Source organism: Methylomonas sp. 2BW1-5-20 (assembly GCF_052474515.1).
In genome coordinates this window covers 4194935-4211423 of sequence record NZ_CP184127.1, presented here as the reverse complement: position 1 = coordinate 4211423, position 16489 = coordinate 4194935, and the positions used below count along the sequence as shown (strand labels likewise).

Sequence of the window (16489 nt, the reverse complement as noted above, 5' to 3'; positions counted from 1 at the left end):
CATTAACCTCTATTCATCACGTCCCGCAAATCCAGCGCCGCCGCGTTGGCGCGGGCAATATAGTTGGCCATCGCCAGCGAGTAGTTAGCAAACAAGCCAAAGCCGTCGCCGTTCAATACCACCGGGCTTAAAGTCGGCGTCAGGGCACTTTCCAAGGATTGGATCATAATGTCCAATGTGTTCATCGCCCGTTTGTCGAGCAAAATATCGGAAAAGTCGTGCTTGATGGCTTTTAAAATATGTACCAAGGCCCAAGCGGCGCCGCGGGCTTCGTAGAATACGTTATCGATTTCCATCCAGGGTGTTTGGCCGATGGTCGGCATGTTGATGTCCACCGGATTGGAAGGATCGCCGTGGGCGGCACCGGAAAATTTATCGGTACTGGCCGCAAGCCGGGTAGAGAGACCGCCCAAACGCTTGATGACGACCTCGGTGTATTGCCACAAGTTATCGGCACGGGAGTGGAACTGTGCCGGTTTTGAATCGGATGTCGGGTTTTGCAAGCGGCCCATGTAAGCATGCAAGGCGTCTACGCCTTTGATGTACTCGGATTCGGTGGAGGGTAAGGCCCAGGAGTTCCGCTCGTAATAGAAATACGGTTCAGCCTTTGCCAAGTCGGGGTCTTCGGCCGATTGCGACTGGTCGCGGGCGAAATGGTTACGTAGCGCGGTAGTGGCGTCGCGCAACATCACCAGCGCGCCGTATTCGAAGTTTTGAATGTTATCGCAAAACAAGCCGGGAGGCGCTACGTCATTGGATAGATAGCCGCCATGCTTAAACAAAATCACATCGGCAATATGGGCCAGCGTATTGGCATAGACGTAACCGATCGGCATTTGGTCGGTATGGGTAACGTTCATTCGTTCAACAGCTTCGTCTTGAACACTGAATTGCTCGGGTTCGCGGCTCCACCATTCACCTAAGACCAGCATGACGATCAGTACGACGCCTACCAGCGAACCAAATCCCCAAAGTATGCCTCTCGACTTTGCGTCCTCGTAAGCTAATGGATTATCTGACATGTGTTGCATATCCTGGTCTGACTAAAAATTGAGCAAAAACCGTGCTTCATGATAAGGATTTTTTGTTACAGGCATGTTAGCACGGATTGATAATCTGGCGTGCGCTGATTTCAGTGCAGCCGCTTGTCTGGTGTCGAGGGCATGAGGCTAATTAATGTTGGCGGTAACTGTACGAAAAACCCCTTGCTTTGCAGGCTGGCGATAATTTTTTCCGGGTTTTCCCGCGCTAATTTTCGTTCCGGACTTAATTGCAGCTCCATCACGAACGCCAAGCGTCCCAAACTCTTGAACAATGCTTCCGGCACTGCGGAAAAATCGTCTTTTTTGTCCAAATATAAGTAGAGCTCGTCTTTTTTAAGGCTTTTGTAGATGAAACATTGCATGATGGTGGTCCTTGATCGCTAACGCTGCCAATTCTAATGGTTTTTGTTTAGAATTTTCAGTCTCAGTTTGCCGCATACCGCCCGACACCATGGAAAATCACCCTGCCGCTACAGACGCCTTTTTCAAGATAGCCTGTTATTTCGAGGGATCGTTGGCTTTGCTGGCCTTGGCGCTGGGCTGGCTCGCGGATCTGGACCCATTCGCCAGCCTGATCTTTTCGGAGACTGCGTTCGGTATCGGCATCCTCGCGACCTTGCCTCTAGTGGTGTTGTTTTTTGCAATGCAGCAGCTGGACTATCCGCCGCTGAAAAAAATTCGCGACTTGCTGCTGGAAACCTTGGGCGCCAGATTGGCGTATAGGCATTGGACCGATTTACTGATCCTGGCCTTCATCGCCGGCTTTGCCGAAGAGGCCCTGTTTCGCGGATTCCTGCAGCCTTGGCTGGAAAACGGCTGGGGGGCGGATGTTGGCCTGTTCGGCAGCAATCTGCTGTTTGCTTTGGTACACGCTGTCACGCCGCTGTATGCCGTATTAGCGATGCTGATGGGTTTGTATATGGGCAGCATGCTGGATTACGGCGGCGAACGCAATTTATTGGTGCCCATGGTGATTCATACAGTTTATGATTTTGTGGCGTTTGTTGTTATCCTCCGGGATTACCGCAACCGCTCTCATTAGGAGTCATAGATGTTCGTTCATTCCCAGCCATCAGCCGCCGATCTCCGGCCGCACTGGCTAATCTGCGCCGTCATGCTGGTATCCGTGCTTGGCTATAACCTGGTTTGTCATGTCTGGGCCGGCGAATTACAAATAGGCTTGGACGAAGCGCGGCGGGAGCTGATCAGAAGCGTTCTTTACGGAGCGGCAATTATATTGTTTCCTTTCACCAAACTGCTACGGCACATTCTGTTGCGCTTGAATCAAACCGTGCCGGGACCGAAAACCGCTAAGCAGCGCTATTTGTCGACGATTATTGTCACCCAACTTTTGATCGAGCTGGTTAGCTTGTCCGGTTTGGCTATGTTCATTCTTGGCGACGGCTTCAACACTTTATATATTTTCAGCGTGATGGGCGGCCTGGGAATTTTCCTGCATAAGCCTAATCCCAACGAATATTTGGCCATTGCGGCGGCGCTCTCTACGGAAAATCGCTAGGCGACCTAAATCCCATTGACTATTTCCGATTTTTCGGAATGCAGGTTAGGTTGTACAATGGCTGGCTTATTTAAGATTAGCCACCCGGTGTGATTATGCAAATCATTCAAGAAGCTCTCACCTTTGACGATGTTTTATTGGTGCCCGCCCATTCCAGCGTACTCCCGCGCGAAGTCGAATTAAAAACCCAACTTACCCGCAAAATTAAGCTGAATATCCCGCTGGTATCGGCGGCGATGGATACCGTTACCGAAGCCCGCTTGGCTATCGCAATCGCCCAGGAAGGCGGCATCGGCATTATCCATAAAAACATGACCATCGAGCAGCAGGCAGCGGAAGTCAGACGGGTAAAAAAATACGAAAGCGGCGTCATCAAAGATCCGATTACCGTCTCGCCTAACGTCACGGTGCGTGAAGTCATGGAATTGACCCGCGCTAAAAATATTTCCGGCGTACCCGTGGTCGATGGCGAAGAATTGGTCGGCATAGTGACCAGCCGCGATCTGCGCTTTGAAACCCGGCTGGACGAATCGATTCGTTCGATCATGACGCCGAAGGACAAACTGGTTACGGTCCACGAGTCCTTCAAACATAAAGAAGTCATCGATTTGCTGCACAAACATCGGATCGAGAAAGTGCTGGTCGTCAACGATGCCTTCCATTTGCGCGGCATGATTACCGTAAAAGACATTCAAAAAGCCAAGGATAATCCGCAAGCCTGCAAGGACGAGCAGGAAAGACTGATAGTCGGCGCGGCGGTCGGCACTGGCGCAGATACCGGAGAACGAGTTGGTGCACTGGTAGAGGCCGGGGTCGATGTGATTATCGTCGATACCGCCCACGGCCATTCCCAAGGCGTCCTGGATAAAGTGCGCTGGGTAAAACAAAATTTTCCGCAAGTGCAAGTCATCGGCGGCAATATTGCTACCGCCGCCGCCGCATTGGCATTGGTTGAAGCCGGTGCCGATGGGGTCAAAGTCGGTATCGGCCCCGGCTCTATCTGTACTACCCGGATCGTCGCTGGTGTCGGCGTGCCGCAAATCACGGCTGTCAGCAATGTCGCAGACGCGCTGAAAGGCAGCGGTGTGCCTTTGATCGCCGACGGCGGCATCCGTTATTCCGGCGACGTGGCCAAAGCCTTGGCGGCCGGCGCGCATGCGGTAATGTTGGGCGGTTTGTTTGCCGGCACCGAGGAAGCGCCTGGCGAAGTGGAATTATTCCAGGGCCGCTCTTATAAATCCTACCGCGGCATGGGCTCATTGGGTGCGATGTCGCAGCTGCAGGGCTCCAGCGACCGTTATTTTCAGGAAGATACCGATCAGGTGGAAAAATTGGTGCCGGAGGGCATCGAAGGGCGGGTGCCGTATAAAGGCAGCGTACTGGCGATTGTGCATCAGCTGTTGGGAGGAATTCGTTCCAGCATGGGTTACACCGGCAACAGTACTATCGCCGCGATGCATGAAAACGCCCAATTCGTACGCGTCACCAGCGCAGGCATGCGCGAAAGCCACGTTCATGACGTGACGATTACCAAGGAAGCGCCGAATTACCATATGAACTAAAGCCGCTCCTCCGGCGTTTACTCGTCAGGTCCGTGTATTCCGCGCGGACCTGTTTACCGAAAGCAACCAAAATTCAACGCAATGTCCGAAACGTCCTCAACTCCATGCAATCTTTGCGGCGGCAACCACGTTGCCGTGTTATCAATGCGCAGCCGCAGTGGCGCCGAGTTGCGTAGCGTGATCTGCAAGGACTGCGGACTGGTGTGGAGCGATCCGTTTCCGCACGATCCTCGCCAGTTTTACGAGGAAGACTATCGGCTGGAATACAAAAACACTTACGCGCCCAAGGCCAAACATATCTTGCGCGCCGGTCGAGTAGCCTTGACCAGGCATGAAAAAATCAAGCATTTACTACACAAACCGCAAACCATGCTGGATGTGGGCACCGGCGGCGGGGAGTTTGCTTATTTAATCAAATCGCTGGGACACGACCTGCACGGCATAGAGCCTAACAAGGGTTATGGTCAATATTCGGCCGCGCAGTACGATTTGAATTTGCAGTTCGGCTTTATTCAAGATGCGCAGTTTGCAGAAAACAGTTTCGACGTGATTACCATCTGGCACGTGCTGGAACACACCGAAGATCCGTTTTTTGTGTTGGGCAAGTTACACAGTTTGTTGAAAACCGACGGCGTGTTAGTGGTCGAAGTGCCCAATATAGAAGCCACCTGCCAATCGCCAAGCAGCACGTTTCACGAGGCACATCTGTACAATTTCAATCTAGCTACGCTGCGCCGCATGGGCGAAAAAGCCGGTTTGCTTGAGGACAGACATTTGTTTTCCGAAGACGGCGGCAACGTCACCCTGTTTTTCAAAAAAGCCGAGCCGGTCGCCGATCAAGCCGTCAGTTGGGGAATTCCCGAAAATGCCGAACGCATTGCCGCGATTGTGCGCGGCCATACCAATTTTCGGCATTACCTTGGCGCGGCGCCCTATTTACGATTTATCAAACGTATGACTCGTTCGCTGCTCGAAAATCGGCACGTAAAAGGTTTCGAAAACAATAAAAGTCTACTTGATCAGTTGTATCGAGGCTTGTAGTACGCTCGTAATTTAGATTTCCCGGTGGGTGCGCAATGCTCGCCCACCCTACATTTTTGAAAGGTTTCCCGTCATGTCATCCCACGCGACCAACATCCATTCCGACAAGATCCTGATTCTCGACTTCGGTTCGCAGTACACGCAATTGATCGCCCGCCGTATCCGCGAAATTGGCGTGTATTGCGAAATCTATTCCTGCGATTGCAGCACTGACGAGGTCAAAAACTTCGCGCCCAAAGGCATCATTCTCTCCGGCGGACCGGAAACCGTGACCAGCAGCGACACGCCGCGCGCGCCGCAAATCGTCTTCGAATTGGGTGTGCCGGTACTGGGCATTTGCTACGGCATGCAAACCATGGCTGAGCAGTTGGGCGGCAGAGTGGAATCGTCCGATCACCGCGAATTCGGCTATGCGCAGATTCGCGCTCGCGGACATTCCAAATTGTTACTGAACATCGAAGATCATGCTTCGCCGGAAGGTTTCGGCTTATTGGATGTGTGGATGAGTCACGGCGACCGCGTCGTCGAATTGCCGACCGGGTTTAAATTGATCGCCAGTTCCGACGGCGCACCGATTGCGGGCATCGCCGACGAAGACAAACACTTCTACGCGCTGCAGTTTCACCCGGAAGTCACTCACACCAAACAGGGCGGGCGGATATTGAGCCGGTTTGTGTTGGAAATATGCGGGTGTCAGGCGTTGTGGAATGCCAACAATATCATTGAAGACAGCATCACTGCCGTGCGTGAAAAAGTCGGCAGCGATCAAGTCATTTTGGGCCTGTCCGGCGGCGTCGATTCATCGGTAGTAGCGGCTTTACTGCATCGCGCTATCGGCGAACAACTGACCTGCGTATTCGTCGACACCGGCTTGCTGCGTTTGCACGAAGGCGATCAGGTCATGGCTATGTTCGCGCAGCATATGGGCATCAAGGTGATACGCGTCGATGCCGAAGGCCGTTACATGGCAGCCCTCGCCGGCGTTAACGACCCCGAACAAAAACGCAAACTCATCGGCGGTCTGTTCGTAGAAATCTTTGACGAAGAGGCGGGCAAACTCACCGACGCCAAATGGCTGGCGCAAGGCACCATTTACCCGGATGTCATCGAATCGGCCGGCGCCAAAAGCGGCAAGGCACATCTGATTAAATCGCATCATAACGTCGGCGGCCTGCCGGAAAACATGAAGTTGAAACTGGTCGAACCCTTGCGCGAACTGTTCAAGGACGAAGTACGCAAACTCGGCCTGGAGTTAGGCTTGCCGGCCGATATGATCCACCGCCACCCGTTTCCCGGTCCGGGCCTGGGTGTGCGCATCCTCGGCGAAGTTAAAAAACAATACGCCGATTTACTGCGCCAGGCCGATGCGATTTTCATTGAAGAACTGTATCGTCACGACCTGTACCACAAAGTCAGCCAGGCATTTGCGGTATTCCTGCCAGTCAAATCGGTGGGCGTGATGGGCGATGGCCGCAAATACGACTACGTGATCGCCATTCGCGCGGTGGAAACCATAGACTTTATGACCGCCCGCTGGGCGCACTTGCCGTATGATTTTCTGGATTTGATCTCAAGACGGATCATCAATGAAGTGCCCGGTATCTCCCGCGTGACTTACGACATTTCCGGGAAGCCGCCGGCAACGATAGAGTGGGAGTAGCTATCTGCTTTTAATACGCAGAAATTGCTATTTTTGATAAGGCTGTCGCCTACAAACGCGGCGAAGACGCTCAGTTAGAAATCTTGTCCGGGTAAAACCCGGGCAAGACCCAGTCTCGTTAGCCGCAAACAGACTGCGTCAAAAAGTGCATCGAAATATGACGCAGCTTATCCCGTCAATACACCGCCTAGCTCCAAATCTCAGCTTGCAGCCATCAGATTCCAATCGACCCAATAGCAATCCTTGTCTCAAAGACATAGACAATAGGGCGATTAAGGGTGGGCATTTAATGACAATGGGATGAATGCAGTCGTAACGGTTTTAGGGGTAAAACAGCTAGACCACTTAATAAAAAATGCAAGGCATTAATTTTATTTATTCACAATAAATGACTTGACACTGCTGATGAGCTGTTTTGGTGCAAATCTAGCCTTTAACTTATGCTTGTTTTGTTATAAGTTGTTGATTTTGAATTGCATAAAGCCCTGGCTAAAATCGAGTCAATTTAAGCAAATGCCCTGAAAATTAGGCATTTAGCGCCTGAAAAAACTTTTTATCCCCAGCGTTATCCACAGTTTTTGTGGATAAGATCACAAGCTATTTTAGTGTCAGACACTTAGCTGCAAAAGCTATATTCCCTTTCAGCTTTTTGTCTTATTTCAGACACAGTTGCAGCAGGCAATTACTTGGAGAGTTTTGGGGGTAAAGTGGAAGTTGTGGCGGTGTTGGAATAGGACTGGCAATCAGTCGCACAGCCCTTTTGCTATACCCGCGCATTCCCCTTCCACTCCTTGAACAAGAGGGGAAGGGGAGTTTTTCTATCTTGCCAACCGGCTCCCACGCCGCGCGCGGGAACCCGAAAAATGGTTAACGCATTCCACCTGAAATGACCAAAGATTCGCCGGTCATATACTTAGAGTCATCGGAAGCCAGAAAAACGGCGGCAGGCGCAATGTCGTCAACATGCCCAATACGTCCAAGTGGCGCGGTTGCCTCAACCAAGGCTTTCATATCGCCTTCCGTGAAGCCGCCGGAATGCGATCCTTCGGTAACAATTAACCCCGGATTAATAGAGTTTACTCGAATTTTACGAGCGCCCAGCTCTTTTGCCAAAACACCCGTTATTGAATCCACCGCACCCTTGGTCGCCGTATAAACGGAGGAATTGGGGAGCAACAGCCTAGTCACGACCGAACTGATATTAATGACATTACCGCCGGCATCGCCAAAATATTTCAATGCCTCCTTTGTTGCCAATAACAAACCGAGGACGTTAATGTTGAACAGCTCATGAAAATCCGCTTCGGTGGCGTCTTCCAATGCTGCAAATCGATATATGCCGGCATTATTCACTAATACGTCTAATTTTCCGTAGACTCGTTTGGTTTCCGCAAATAAGCCGGTGATATCGGCCTGATTGGAGACATCTCCGCGAACCGCAATCGCCTTCCCGCCCTTGTCGACTATACGGGAGACAACCTCATCCGCGCCATCTTTGCTTGATGCGTAATTAACAACAACACTTGCCCCTTCCGCGGCAAATGCCTCAGCGATACCCGCACCGATACCTTTTGACGCCCCCGTTATAACGGCCACTTTGCCTTCGAGTCGTTTGCTCATAAACAGTCTCCTTGATGAGATAAAAAATTGATAGATGATATTGCCGTACACTCGTATTACCGTAGTTCAATATAATTGAACAATTGCATCATGTCAATTAGCTTGTTAAAGTGCAGGCATGGCACGATTTGTTCATCCCTCGAAAAACGACATCACGCTAACAAGCGTCCTTTACGCCTTGTCGGACCCCCAGCGTATCAACATCATCAAGAAACTACAGGAAGTCGACGGCTGCATGTCGTGCTCCGATGCGATGCCATGCCCGGATATGCCTAAATCGACGCTGTCGCACCACTTCCGCATACTCAGGGAATCCGGACTAATTCGTACGGAGAAAAAAGGCGTTGAGAACAGAAATGTTCTGAGGATGGAGGATATTAATGACCGCTTTCCCGGCTTGCTAAAGCTGATTCTAGACTTATCGGAATAATAATTGACGCCTCATATATTCGAGATGGGGCAATTGGCATGTTGGCCTGCACGCAAGGTTGTGTAGGTTTGGGGTTGGACCAATTTGGCTAACCCGAATAGCTTTTTACCTTGCGCTCAAAGTTATCGTGGCTTGCGATTAAAGCAATTTGCTATCGGCGAGAGCCAACTTTGCTTACGCGCATGCTTAGGTAGGATGGCGATTGAAGCAATTTGCCGTGCGCGAGCGGCTTATCGGCCCGCGCGCAAGGTGGTGTAGGTTTGGGGTTGAACCGATTTGACCGGCCCGAATAGCTTTTTAGCTTGCGCGCAAACTTATCGCGGCTGGCGATTGAAGTTATTTACCTTACGCCCAAAGCTTTTTGGCTTGCCGGCGTGCCGCAACGCTTGGCGCTTAAGGCTAAAAGGTATTCGGCAGGGGCAAAAAGCCTGGCATCGGTAGCGTTGAAGCTAAGCTGCCTAGCATGACGGCCGGCCGTCCCCCGCGGCCGGTTGCAAATCCCACCGTTATGCTTAGCCGGCGCTTTGTTCGACTTTGCTCTTGCCGCCGCGATTGAAGCGCACCGCCATCGCTTGCCGTAGCGTTTCCAGCGCCGCGCCTTTGCCGGCAATTTTCAACGAGGCGTAGGCATCCAGGCAAAAGCTGTAAATATCGCTGCCCAGCGCCATGTCGGTATCGTCGCCGCGCGCCTGCAAATCCCGCAGCCTATGCAACCTCGGCCGCAATTGATCGAGGCTGGTCATGTCGGCTTGCGCCTCGGGCATGTTCAGATTGGGCGGAATCGCCTGGGCGTTTTGCGCGGCCAGCAGCATGGTCTGCCGACAGAACGCTTCGGTTTTATCGCCCATCTTGAGAATATTACGACGCTGGTCGGGCGACAGCGACGCAAAGCCGGCGAAGTGGGTTTCCAAGGTATTCAAAGCCGCGTCGATCTCCGCCAACGCCGTGTCGCTGAAAGTTAACGATAACAAATTCTGACTCATCTCAATCTCCTACATAGTTGCCGAATACGCGAACCGACTGTGCCAGTCCGCAGAGAAAAAGCGTAGGCTATTTTTCTAAAAAAGAGTGATTTTATATGTTAGAGCTGGGCGTTTTAATTTGGGAAAAACGCGTGATCTGGATTAGGTGAAGTGGAATCCGGGGTTGAGATTCAAATTCTATGGATTGTCTTGATCCTGGCCATACTTGCTGTTGCCTGAAAGGAAAGGCTTAAAGCGGCCAAACGCCGGACGAATACAATAGTGCCAACGGCAAACGCCTAGCCGAAAGCAGACGTAGCGTGCGGCGAGTTTACGAACCGCAGCAATCGTAAACGATGCGCTTCACGCTGTTCAGCAAATCCTACGGTCCTAAAAACGTAAAGAGCCAGAAAACCAAATAAACATATACGTTGTTGCCCCAAGCGACATCGCCACTAAAAAATCGATAACCCATATTAATCTGCGTTGATGTATATAACGATGGTCAATTTCGCTATAACTGCCTAAGAATCGATTGGCAACCGAATTATATTTTTTCTCCAATTGTTGACGTTGTTGATCAATCTCTTGTTTAACCGCTGTCAACGTATGTCTTTGGTTACGTATCAGCAAATCCATCAGAACCGCAAACACCAGCGCGCCTAGCCAAATGAGTAAATTTTTGTTGCTCCAAGCACCTTTATCTTCAAGCTGACCGCCAACCAATACCAAGGCAACCGGCACGGTCAAGAGCTGGCTTTGCACGTCCGAAAAAACCTTGTTCAGTTTGATCATGGCATCCAGTTTTTCTTTCTCGATCTCAGTTTTGACTTTTTGGAAAGAGAATTCGGCAACGTACAGATCATAGCTAGCCTGCACTTTTTCGAAGAAATCGTCGAAACGTTGCAATACAGTGCCGAAGGGCAGACGATTGGCGCCGGAAAATTGCTCAAACAGTACCGTTTTGATAATCGACTTTTTTTGTTCTTGGTGGGCCTGGCTGGCAATAAACTCGGATTCGAAAGCCGCAAGATTTTTAAGCTCAGTTAATTCGGTCGAACTGTACTGAGGCGTTATCTCGATTTTGGATTGTTGCAAGAATACCAATGTCTTCGAATCGCCTACGCCGCCGTGGTGGTCGGCGACTTTACTCAACAGCGCGAAAAGCCGCGTCGCAGCTAGATATTGCCGTGCGTTTGGCAGTAAATCGGTTTCGTTACCGGTGTAAAGGGTGTCGCTATCCGCTAAGTAAAAACGTTTTGGTGATTTAATACGCCGCGCAGGGGAATCTAGCAAGTGTTCCAAAGATTGGAAGAAGCTTGGCGGAAGGTGCCATTCCAGCGTTCGGGTTGCTTTATTTGCGTTAAGTAAGAATTCCTTATTTTCTAGTGCTTGTTTTACCGTATCGAAATTCAAGTCTTCCGACAACTTTCCGCGCAATTTACCATCATCAATTGCGCGATCCTGCGTGTTTTTAAACAGCAGAATCGCAAGCTCTAGGGGATCATTCGGTAGAATCGACATCGCCGGGTTTATGTTTTCTGATTTCAGTGATCAATTCATCGGGCAAGTTAGTAATCACTAAGCAAGTATTGTCTTCGTCATAATCCACCCGCCCGTCCCAAATATCTTGCACATCGAAGCTGACCCTAACAGAACCGAATGTCTTGGAAATTCGCTTAAACCGGTTATACGTGGTCTTGTGCGGTTTAAAGGTTTCGTCAATTTCGTAGCCATTGTCCCTTACAAAATCGGAGAACGCTACAGGATTTTGGTCGTCGATAATGGCTGATAATGCCGTCAGATTAACTGGTTCGTCAGCTTTGTTTTTCGCTTCATAGTATTCATAGACTCTTCGACGCCCCTCGTGCCTTTGCTCGGGGGGCCACGCATTAGTTTCGCAGTAGTCCTCAAATGCGTCGAGTGTTTGCCCCGTATGATGTTTGGAATCCGTATACTCGGTGCAACCCAGCGCTTCGCGAAAGTATCGAGAGACTTGATCCCCACTTTGGCGCTTTTTGATGAAAGGCAAATAGGGCTGCGTGTCGTCTCGCCATTTTTGCAGGTCTACTCGAGCCGCTTCGTGCAAATGCTCGATGTCGAAACTTAAGGTCTCGCTCAGTTCCAATGTTTCTTCGTTTACGCCAGTACCGGGCTTGAGCTTGAGCATGGCCACCAGCATCCATTCTCGGCCTAGATTGGCGTAGCGTAGGAAGAGCACGTATCCGCCGGTAGCGAAAGCTTCATCGCTCATTTTTGCCGCGATCAACTCAGTAGATTCTCTGGTGAAGTCAATGAAATTAATCTGTTCCGCAACATGGTCTTGTAAGAACACGGGGAATCTATGAACGGTTTGGTTTGGATTGAATGTTCCATAACCGTTGGTAGAACGCGTATAAATTTTTAGAATCTCTTCGATTGTGCGCTCCAGGTGATCATTGATCTTTAAACAGGCTTCACGTTTTTTAGTGCTCGTTGAACTGGCGCCGCTGGTATTTCGTTCCTTGATGATACGATGCAGGATCGCTTTTTGAATTTGCATGTTCTTTTCCTTTTCGATGGTTATCCGCCATTGGGCATGGCCTAGGGCCGTAGGATGGAGCTCAGCGCCATCCACCTATTTAAAACTCTTGTTTCCATGGTAGATGACGTTTCGCTTATCCACCTTCAACCTTCATATTCGAATGGCCGATTTAAATTTCAAATTGGCATTCAAGATTACATACAACAATTTCCGCTTGGGACCGATCCGTCATCCCAATCATCGCGTAATTCCAAATACAACGAGTAGATTGTAATCAACAAAAAGGGTTTGCCGAGACTTACCCCGACAAACCCTTAAATGCAAACCGAACAAGCACGGAAACCTTTCCGTCAAATCCTCCGCTATTCCACCGTCACCGACTTGGCTAAATTGCGCGGCTGATCGACGTCGGTGCCTTTCAGCACGGCGACGTGGTAGGACAGCAGTTGCAGCGGGATGGTGTAGACGATGGGCGAGATGATGTTGGCGACGCTCGGCATTTTGACGATTTGCACGTTTTCGTCGCTGCTTTCCGCCAGTTCTTCATCCATGAATACGATCAACTGGCCGCCACGGGCGCTGACTTCCTGGATATTGGATTTCAGTTTTTCCAGCAGGTTGTTGTTCGGCGCCACGGTCACGACCGGCATTTCCGCGTCGATCAAAGCCAGCGGGCCGTGTTTCAGTTCGCCGGCTGGGTAGGCTTCGGCGTGGATGTAGGAAATCTCCTTCAGCTTCAAAGCGCCTTCCATCGCGATCGGGTAATGGGTGCCGCGACCCAGGAATAGGGCGTTGTGTTTGTCGGCAAAGCGCTGGGACAGCAATTCGATGGCGTTATCCAGTTTCAACACTTTTTCGATGTTGCCGGGCAGGCTGAACAACTCGGAGACGATTTTCTCTTCCGTTTCCTTGGTCAACGCAAAACGGCGGCCGACGGCGACGATCAACATCAGCAAGGCTACCAACTGGGTGGTGAAAGCTTTGGTCGAAGCCACACCGATTTCCGGGCCGGCGCGGGTCATCATGACCAGATCGGATTCGCGCACCAGCGAACTTTCAGGGGCGTTGCATATCACCAGCGAATGTTTGACACCCAAGCGTTTGGCTTCCAGTAGCGCCGCCAATGTATCGGCGGTTTCGCCGGACTGGGAAATGGTGACGACCAAGGTGTCCGGGGAAATCACCGGATTGCGGTATCGGAACTCGCTGGCCACTTCGATGGCGCACGGCACCCGAGCCAGTTTTTCAAACCAGTAGCGTGCCACCAAGCCGGCATGGTAACTGGTGCCGCAGGCCAGAATTTGCACCGATTTGATTTGGTCGAATACTTCGGCCGCATTGTGGCCGAACGCATTGTCCTGCAAACGGTTGTCGATGAACCGGCCTTCCAGGGTTTCGGACACCGCCCAGGCTTGCTCGTAAATTTCCTTGAGCATGTAGTGGCGGTATTTGCCCTTGTCTACGGAATCGGCTTTTAGTTGGCTTTCGACGATAGGGCGCTCGACGCGGTGGTCGTTCTCGTCGTAGATCACCAGGCTGTCAATTTTCAGTTCGGCAATGTCGCCGTCTTCCAGGAAAATGAAGCGCTGGGTGACCGGTAAGAGGGCGGCGATGTCCGATGCAATGAAATATTCGCCGATACCGACGCCAATCACCAAAGGGCTGCCTTTACGGCAGGCGATTAAGGTATCGGGGCAGTCGATGTAGACCACGCCCAGCGCGTAGGCGCCCTTCAAGGTGGCGACGGTGGCTTTTACCGCGTTTAACAGGCTGTCGGCGGTTTGCAGATCTTCGGCAATTTTGTGCACGATGACTTCGGTATCGGTTTCGGAGGTAAATTCGAAACCGTTCTGTTGCAAGGCGGTACGCAGATGATCATGGTTTTCGATAATACCGTTATGCACCACCGCCACTTTGTCGCGGCTGACATGAGGGTGGGCATTGCGGGTGCTGGGTTTGCCGTGGGTGGCCCAGCGGGTGTGAGCGATACCGATATGGCCTTCGATAGGATCGGCGGCGATCAAGGCTTCCAGGCCTTTGACTTTGCCTAGCTCACGTTTACGGAATATTTCGCCTTGACTGACCACGGCCAAACCGGCCGAATCGTAGCCGCGATATTCCAGGCGCTTCAGGCCTTCCAGCAAAATCGGCACAACATTACGCTGTGCAACTCCCGCGACAATCCCACACATATTATTTCTCCGACTTACAAGGAGGTAAGGAGTGCGGAGAATTGTCGGGAACAATCTCCGCCAGTTTAACTGGGCGCTGCCAGGTCGGCACGCTAAGCTGTTTGGTCCGGCTAAGGGTTAACTGATTTTCCGGCGTATCTCGGGTAATGGTCGATCCGGCACCAATCGTAGCATTTTTACCCACCGTCACCGGCGCCACCAATTGGGTATCCGATCCGATGAAGGCACCATCTTCGATAACGGTTTTAAATTTATTCACACCGTCGTAATTGCAGGTAATGGTGCCGGCGCCGATATTGACTTTGCTACCCACTTCGCTATCGCCAATATAGCTTAAATGATTAATTTTGCTGCCGGTGGCGACGGTGGATTTCTTGATTTCCACGAAATTGCCGATATGTACATGGTCGGCCAGTTCGGTTTGCGGACGTAGACGGGCGAACGGACCTATGCGGCTGCCGGCTCCAACCGTCGCATCTTCGATTACGCTATTCGCGAGGATTTCGACATCATTCGCGATGCTGGCGTTTTTAATCAGGCAATTCGGACCAATTTTGACGTTGGAGCCTATGCTATTTTTGCCCTCGAAAATCACGTTGATGTCAACATCGATATCCTGGCCCAGTTCGGCAAAACTGCCCCGCACATCTACCCGTGCCGGATCGCGTAGCGTGACACCTTTTTCCATCAATGCCTGTGCTTGCTCCAGTTGATAAACTCGCTCCAGATGCGCCAATTGGCTGCGATTATTCACGCCCAATACTTCATCCTGGCTACCGGCTTGAGTGGTTTCGACGCTAAGCCCATCTTCCACGGCCATTTCGATAATATCGGTTAAGTAATATTCGTTTTGGGCGTTGTTATTGCTCAGCCTGGACAACCATTGCTTCAACTGGCTGCCTTTGCAGGCCAGGATGCCGGTGTTGCCTTCGCTGATTTGCAATTCCGCTTCGTTGGCGTCTTTTTGTTCGACAATTTTGACAACAGCATGATCTTTGTCGCGGACAATGCGGCCGTAGCCGGTTGGATCATCCAGGTTGACGGTAAGCAAAGCCAAAGACGTCAAGCTGACCTTGTGCAATAAGGTTTGGATGGTTTTGGCTTTTAATAGCGGGACATCGCCATACAGAATCAGGACAGTATCCGGATCGTCCACATGGTGGATCGCTTGCTGCACTGCGTGTCCGGTTCCTAGTTGCTGTTTTTGCTCGATCCAGGTGGCGTTCAAACTGCTTAGGGTTTGTTTGACCGTTTCGCCGCCGTGACCATAGATGATAAAAATCTGATTGTTTTCCAGCGCCAGACTGGTTTCATAGACATGCTGCAATAATGCTTTATTAGCGATTTCATGCAGTACTTTGGGCCGCGATGAACGCATTCTGGTGCCTTGGCCGGCTGCCAAGATGATGGTTTTAATCGACATTGCTATTCCTTAAAACAAAAAAAGCCCGATAACGACAACGTCATCGGGCTTATATTTTTACGCAATAAATGGTTTACGCACCACGTTTTCTTAATCTTTCCAAGGTTCTCAACTGGTTTACTGCTTGTGCCAATTCGGCTTGCGCGATCGCGTAATCGTATTTACCCGATTTATCGCTCAACATTTCTTCAGCTCTGGCTTTGGCTTGCAAGGCTGCCGCTTCGTCGATGTCTTTCGCTCTGATCGCGGTATCCGCCAAAACGGTTACTAAATGCGGCTGAACTTCCAAAAAACCGCCGGACACATAATATGCCTGAAACTCTTTATCGCTCAGCTTAACCCGCACTTCGCCGGGTTTAAGCTTGGTGATTAACGGCGCATGGCGCGGGGCGATACCCACGTCGCCCATTTCGGCCGGCGCGAAGACCATTTCAGCCAAGCCCGAAAAGATTTCCTGCTCCGCACTGACGATGTCCACATGAATTGTCATTGCCATGTCAAAACTCTCCTATG

General features: G+C 51.0%; 15 protein-coding genes. 6 read left to right on the top strand and 9 right to left on the bottom strand.

From position 1 onward, the window contains the following. Positions 1–2: 2 nt before the first annotated feature. Positions 3–1022: a DUF2333 family protein gene (locus ACH50O_RS19460; RefSeq protein WP_446809405.1), complete on the bottom strand. Its 1020-nt coding sequence runs from the start codon at positions 1020–1022 to the stop codon at positions 3–5. 110 nt (positions 1023–1132) lie between these two features. Beyond that, a complete protein-coding gene (locus ACH50O_RS19455; RefSeq protein ID WP_446809404.1) occupies positions 1133–1405 on the bottom strand; it encodes a YcgL domain-containing protein in 273 nt (90 codons plus the stop codon). 89 nt (positions 1406–1494) lie between these two features. On the opposite strand from ACH50O_RS19455, the gene ACH50O_RS19450 reads away from it, so the two are divergent. The 5 genes from ACH50O_RS19450 (at position 1495) to guaA (ending at position 6825) form a co-directional block, all read left to right on the top strand. Next, entirely contained in the window at positions 1495–2085 is a 591-nt protein-coding gene (locus ACH50O_RS19450; RefSeq protein ID WP_446809403.1) for a lysostaphin resistance A-like protein, read from the top strand. 9 nt (positions 2086–2094) lie between these two features. Further along, positions 2095–2562, top strand: a complete 468-nt coding sequence (locus ACH50O_RS19445; RefSeq protein ID WP_446809402.1) for a hypothetical protein — start codon at positions 2095–2097, stop codon at positions 2560–2562. 95 nt (positions 2563–2657) lie between these two features. After that, positions 2658–4124, top strand: coding sequence for an IMP dehydrogenase (guaB, locus tag ACH50O_RS19440; RefSeq protein WP_446809401.1), 1467 nt, complete (start codon positions 2658–2660; stop codon positions 4122–4124). A 144-nt stretch (positions 4125–4268) separates the two neighbouring features. Further along, the gene (locus ACH50O_RS19435; RefSeq protein WP_446809400.1) at positions 4269–5165 is read left to right on the top strand and encodes a class I SAM-dependent methyltransferase; all 897 of its coding nucleotides are present in this window, start codon (positions 4269–4271) and stop codon (positions 5163–5165) included. Between the two features lie 73 nt (positions 5166–5238). Beyond that, positions 5239–6825 (top strand): glutamine-hydrolyzing GMP synthase, encoded by a 1587-nt coding sequence (guaA, locus tag ACH50O_RS19430; RefSeq protein WP_446809399.1) that lies wholly within the window; start codon positions 5239–5241, stop codon positions 6823–6825. 867 nt (positions 6826–7692) lie between these two features. Here the strand turns inward: guaA and ACH50O_RS19425 are convergent. Beyond that, positions 7693–8445 carry an SDR family NAD(P)-dependent oxidoreductase gene (locus tag ACH50O_RS19425; RefSeq protein ID WP_446809398.1) on the bottom strand — a complete coding sequence of 251 codons (753 nt, stop codon included), beginning with the start codon at positions 8443–8445 and terminating at the stop codon, positions 7693–7695. Between the two features lie 118 nt (positions 8446–8563). Here ACH50O_RS19425 and ACH50O_RS19420 point away from each other — a divergent pair, with 118 nt between their 5' ends. Next, positions 8564–8875, top strand: coding sequence for an ArsR/SmtB family transcription factor (locus ACH50O_RS19420; RefSeq protein ID WP_446809397.1), 312 nt, complete (start codon positions 8564–8566; stop codon positions 8873–8875). A gap of 512 nt (positions 8876–9387) precedes the next feature. Here the strand turns inward: ACH50O_RS19420 and ACH50O_RS19415 are convergent. The 6 genes from ACH50O_RS19415 to ACH50O_RS19390 all read right to left on the bottom strand — a co-directional run bounded on the left by ACH50O_RS19415 (position 9388) and on the right by ACH50O_RS19390 (position 16472). Further along, positions 9388–9858: a hypothetical protein gene (locus tag ACH50O_RS19415; protein ID WP_446809396.1), complete on the bottom strand. Its 471-nt coding sequence runs from the start codon at positions 9856–9858 to the stop codon at positions 9388–9390. Positions 9859–10227: 369 nt separating this feature from the next. Continuing rightward, complete coding sequence (locus ACH50O_RS19410; protein ID WP_446809395.1) at positions 10228–11361, bottom strand: hypothetical protein; 1134 nt, start codon at positions 11359–11361, stop codon at positions 10228–10230. After that, positions 11342–12379: a nucleoid-associated protein gene (locus ACH50O_RS19405; protein WP_446809394.1), complete on the bottom strand. Its 1038-nt coding sequence runs from the start codon at positions 12377–12379 to the stop codon at positions 11342–11344. The genes ACH50O_RS19410 and ACH50O_RS19405 overlap by 20 nt, the downstream gene beginning before the upstream one ends. 344 nt (positions 12380–12723) lie before the next feature. Next, positions 12724–14553 carry a glutamine--fructose-6-phosphate transaminase (isomerizing) gene (gene glmS, locus ACH50O_RS19400; protein ID WP_446809393.1) on the bottom strand — a complete coding sequence of 610 codons (1830 nt, stop codon included), beginning with the start codon at positions 14551–14553 and terminating at the stop codon, positions 12724–12726. A gap of 1 nt (position 14554) precedes the next feature. Continuing rightward, positions 14555–15976, bottom strand: a complete 1422-nt coding sequence (gene glmU / locus ACH50O_RS19395; RefSeq protein WP_446809392.1) for a bifunctional UDP-N-acetylglucosamine diphosphorylase/glucosamine-1-phosphate N-acetyltransferase GlmU — start codon at positions 15974–15976, stop codon at positions 14555–14557. 73 nt (positions 15977–16049) lie between these two features. Further along, complete coding sequence (locus ACH50O_RS19390) at positions 16050–16472, bottom strand: F0F1 ATP synthase subunit epsilon (RefSeq protein WP_446809391.1); 423 nt, start codon at positions 16470–16472, stop codon at positions 16050–16052. Positions 16473–16489: the final 17 nt, after the last annotated feature.